The organism is Paracoccus panacisoli, assembly GCF_042435015.1.
GTDB classification, from domain to species: Bacteria; Pseudomonadota; Alphaproteobacteria; order Rhodobacterales; family Rhodobacteraceae; genus Paracoccus; species Paracoccus panacisoli.
In genome coordinates this window covers 1-4,839 of sequence record NZ_JBHMQU010000093.1, presented here as the reverse complement: position 1 = coordinate 4,839, position 4,839 = coordinate 1, and the positions used below count along the sequence as shown (strand labels likewise).

The window sequence follows — 4,839 nt, the reverse complement described above, 5'->3', positions numbered from 1 at the left end:
GAACGGGAGCGCGATCTGGCGGCGGCGGAAGCCCGGCGCGAGGCCGAGGAGCGCGAGAGGCTTGCGGCGCAAGCTGCACAGCAGGCGGCGGACGAGCGGCGTCGGCGTGAGACGGTTGAGCAATGGGAGGCGTTGCGGCGCGAACGGATTGATCGGGCCGAGCGCAGAGCGGCCAGGCGGGAGGAAGCTGAGCGCCTGAAGCGCGACCAATGGGAGCGTGAACGGTTGGAGGAAGCCTACTACGCTGACGAGTGGCGCCTCCAACGAGACCGCGATCTTTCAGAGGGGCTGCTACGGGACGCGGTTCTAGGGGAGTCTTTGCGTCTCTACTGGCTCGGAGACGAGCGGCAGTTCGAAGAACTGGTGGGCCAGAGCGAGGCACTGACGGCCCTGTGTTCTGACCCGTGGCACGAGGAAGCCGCCAAGGTTCTTGAACAGGGAGCGCTCGACGCCCTCCGGCGTGGCGCAGATTGGGCAGAAACCCTGCGAGAGATGGCCGAGCGGCTTCCGCAGGAGGCGGCAAGGTTGGAAGCCGAAGCGCAGGTCGAGGCGCAGAGGGTGGCTTTGGAGGCGGAGGCAAAGCGGCTTGAGGCGGCGCAGGCCAAGTGCATCCAGCGGCGGGACGATGCGCTGGCTGGCGGTGATCTGCTGGCGGCGGCGAGCTGGGAAGGCAACCTGCGGCACTGGGCGGGTGACATGGAGCGTCATTCCGCGATGGGGGCGCGGCTTGAGGCGTTGGACGTTCTGCTGGCCTCGCTGGAGGGGCAGTCCAAGCCTGTGAACGTTCTGCTGAACCCTGATCGTGTCGTCGTCAATGTCTTCGACACGCTGGCAGCAGCCGCCATCGAAGCGATCCGTGCCGCGGCTGACGCTGGGGCCGACTGGTGCGACACCTGCCTGCTTCACCTGGCCGAGATCGAGGCCCGCCTTCCGGGGTTGGTGGAGGCCGAGAGGGCGGCGGAGGCCGAGCGAGCTGAGGCGGCGCAGAAACACGCGGCGTGGGCCGAGGCCGTGAGGTTGAAGGAGGCGCAAGAGGCCGAGGTGGAGATCGCCGCGGAGCGGGAGCGGGAACTGGCTGCGGCAGAAGCCCGGCGCGAGGCCGAGGTGCGCGAGAGGCTTGCGGCGCAAGCTGCCCGGGCACGCGCCTGGGCAGCCGAGATGTCGGGCGGTGGGCTGGCGGCGCTGCGCCACCGGGCTGGCGCCCCGGCGCGGTTCGCGGATGCGCGTGATACAGCGCTCGATGCCGGTGATCTGGCCAGGGCGGGGCGGGCGGAAGCCGCGCGTCAGGCCTGGCATGGCGCCGCCACGGCCGCACGTGAGCTCATGGAAGAAGTCGAGGAGCTGGAAGCTCTCAAGATCGATCCTCTAGCGCGGGCAGCTGCGACGGAGATTGAGCCGCCCATGGCGCGGGCCGTGGTGGACGAGGCCGCGGTCGGCGGGGGCTGGGCCGACAGCCTGCGGACCTTCATCCGTGACACCATTCAGACCATCCGGAATGTGCTGGCCCAGTTCCATGCGCGCCGCGCGCCTTCTGCGCCTACGCCCGCACCTGCTCTTGCACCTGCTCCTCGTCCCGACGCGCCCCAGCCCGTTGCGACGAAACCTGCGCCGCCAGCCCCGGCTCCGAAACCGCCGCTCCCACGGATCGTGTTCGCGGAACTGCCCTCGCAGGGTGGTTTGCCGTCATTCAGGGACTGGAAGCGCCTGGCGCGTGCGCGGCTGCTCTGGGAGCGGCACCACAACGGTGGCAGTGGGCCGCTGATCGACTACCTAAATGGTCTTGCCGGCGAGGACCGGTCCTACGACCATGACCGGCTCTTCGAGCGTCTGCGGGCCAACTGGCAGGGCAATGGCACCTACCGCCTCGCCCTGGTCGGATTGCTCGCGGGGCTCGGCGGCAGCGTCGATCCTGCCACCGGGTACGATTACCACCCGGAGCCTCCGCCGCGGTTCCGCCCGAACAGCATCCTGGTTCTGGAAATGGCAAAGGCGCGGGCGCAATCCGACGGGAAACTGACTCTGTCCGGGGCGGCGGCAGTGGTGCGGGCCGTGGCACAGTCCGTACCCCTCACGTTCGAGGACGTTGCTTACGCCGCGTCGGAGTTCTCCAGGGATGCCGGTGTGCCGCTGATCTGGAAGATGGCACAGGAGCCCGCGTCCAAACCGGCACCGGCACCGCCCGCCAGCGGCCCCTCCCGCCGCGAGCCCGACCGGGGACCGGGCTGGTGAGACGCCAAAGCGGGGAAGGGTTCGCTCGATCCCTGCCGTCTCGCTCACCCTTCCCCGCTTCCGGCTCGCCTCGGTGCCGCAGGTGGCTGGCTGGCCGGTCGGTTGCTTCAGGCTGGCCTGAGGCCGTGGATCGCCGTTGGGCTAGGAACCTTCCTGTCCATGAAGTGCTCGCTCCACGTCTCCGATCAATTCCGTCATGGTCAGATCGTGAGCTACTCCCCGATCCTTGGACAGATTTCCGGCTGAGTTAAGCTACTGCCTGCACCTGCTGATCGGTTTCGATGGTGTTGAAGTAGACCACGGCGGGCGGTTGACCGCGATGGGCCGTGTGTGGGCGATGGTGGTTGTAGAAGGCGATCCAGCGCCCGATGCTAGCTTTAGCCTGCGATCCGGTTTCCCATGCGTGCAGGTAGACGCATTCATACTTCAGGGACCGCCAGAGGCGCTCGATGAAGATGTTGTCGATGCAGCGCCCTTTGCCGTCCATCGAGATCCGGGTGCCGACCCGCTTCAGCCGGTCGGTCCAGGCGAAGGACGTGAACTGGCTGCCCTGATCCGTGTTCATGATCTCGGGCGGGCCGAACTTGTGGATCGCCTCGTTCAGCGCCTCGATGCAGAAGTCGGTCTCCAGCGTGTTGGAGATGCGCCAAGCCAGCACCTTCCGGGTGGACCAGTCCATGATGGCGACCAGATACAGGAAGCCCTTTCTCATCGGGATGTAGGTGATGTCGGCGCACCAGACATGATTGGGCCGCTTCACCCGCATGCCGCCCAGCAGATAGGGGTAGGTCTTGTGGCCCCTGGCGGGCTTGCTGGTGTCGGGCTTCTGGTAGATCGGCATCAGACGCATGAGGCGCATCAGCCGCCGGATGCGCTTCTGGTTCACGGCATGGCCCTCATTTTGCAAGTGCCACGTCATCTGCCGCACGCCGTAGAATGGCGTGTCCAGAAACTGCTTGTCGATCAACAGCATCAGGTCGAGGTTCATCGCCGTCTCACCCTGAGGGGCGTAGTAGAACGACGACCGCGAGATCGACAGCAGCCGACACTGCGCGCCAACCGACAGCTTGGGATGGGTTCGTTCGATCACCCCGCGCCTCACTTGCCGATCCAGGGCTTGAGCTTTCTGGACAAAAAATCGTTGGCGACAGCCAGCTCTCCGATCTTGGCATACAGGTCACGAACTGTTTCTTCGGCAACCTCTACCGCCACAGCGGCCTTGCCACCGCGTTCGAAGATGCCTGAGGCCCCCTCCAGCAGCGACCGCTTCCATTGATGGATCATCGTTGGGTGCACGCCATATTCGGCGGCCAGTTCCGACACCGTGCGCTCTTCCTTCACGGCCTCCAGCGCCACCCGCGCCTTGAACGCCGCATCGTGGTTCCTGCGTTTCGACATGTTCTGATCTCCTCGTCTTGGAGACCAGCAGACGTCAGATCGTAGCTTCCGTCACTGTCCGAATTTCGGGGAGGAGCTCAAAATGATCTTCCGTGGACATGCTGACGGTTTTACCGCGTCCAGAATACCTGAACCGCTGGTTATTTCCCGAGCAGTTTCAGGAGCTGTGCCTCCATCATTTCCCGACGTGCGTTGAACCACTCGTCAAATCCAGAAAGGTCGTCAGGAACCGCTCCAAGCAGATGTCGATCACAATAGTCGGCTCGCTTGCTCTTGGACGCCATGTGCTTAGCAAGCCAGACCGCAGGCAGTACGGCAAGCTTTTCCTTGTTGGCCGCGCCTTCGAGAAGCTGCAAGTTCGGCAAAGTGTTGGCACGCTCGATCAGCGCTGCTGCGTTGTCGTCGTCGAAACCAGCCTTCGTGAGCTTGCTTCGCGTGAACCGGGAAATAGGGAACACGTGGTCGATATGCATCTCGTGGCGTAGATCGACGAACGGAAACAGCAGGGACAACAGAGGCAGGATCCCTCGGTCGTTATATGGGAGGCGCAGCAGATCGTCGATCTCCGCCGCCTCAAACTTTAGCGACTTGCCCCGCCTGTCCATTTCAGCGTTCAGCTGCTTGATCGGAAAGGCGGCACCGCCGTGCCTCTTGATCTGGTCCCTGAGTGCCGTCAGCAGCACGTCGAGACCGCTACCCCAGATGCCGGAAGACTTGAGCAGGGAGCGTACCAACCAGAAGCGGATCGTCTCACGATCAGAGTCGAAGGACGAGTGTGTTACGTAGTTGTCCGGCGCCTTTCGGTGGTGAAGGTAATAGGCGATAGGCAAGAGCGCGCTATCGGCGCGCAATGTCTGGGCAGACAGGCCGAAGCTATCCACCAGCGCCACTGTCTGCCGCAACGCCCGGTCGATAGCTGGCCAGCCTCGTTCCAGGGTCTCCATGTTAGCAGAGGTGAAGTTTTCTACCTTGAAGCCGACGCTCTTGATGTCGGCCAGCATCAGCCCCGCTTTCAGCACCCAGTCCTGCGAAAAGGCGAAGCGGCGGCCTGTTGAATTGAGCGCGGCCACCAGCCCGTTAATCTCGGCACGGGCATCCAGCTTCTTCCATTGCGCGGTTGCGATCGACAGTAGGAGGTTGGAGTATGAGAGCGTGGTGCCGCCTGAATTTAACCGCACGAAGATGTTCAGTACGCGTTCCACGTCCTGCGAC

The 4,839-nt window shown here is 64.3% G+C and carries 2 protein-coding genes and 1 pseudogene; 1 reads left to right on the top strand and 2 read right to left on the bottom strand.

Annotation, left to right across the window (positions count from 1 at the left end; translation table 11 throughout):
- Window positions 1-2,229: pseudogene (locus ACFHYO_RS15655) on the top strand (hypothetical protein); the annotation flags it as partial.
- 247 nt (window positions 2,230-2,476) lie between these two features.
- Here the strand turns inward: ACFHYO_RS15655 and ACFHYO_RS15650 are convergent.
- A protein-coding gene (locus tag ACFHYO_RS15650; RefSeq protein WP_446728972.1) for an IS3 family transposase occupies window positions 2,477-3,627 on the bottom strand; the annotation gives its coding sequence in 2 pieces (ribosomal slippage) (window positions 2,477-3,369 and window positions 3,369-3,627; 1,152 coding nt in all).
- A 140-nt stretch (window positions 3,628-3,767) separates the two neighbouring features.
- Window positions 3,768-4,839, bottom strand: a 1,072-nt coding sequence (locus tag ACFHYO_RS15645) for a hypothetical protein (protein WP_446728971.1), incomplete at its 5' end; no start/stop codon positions are given.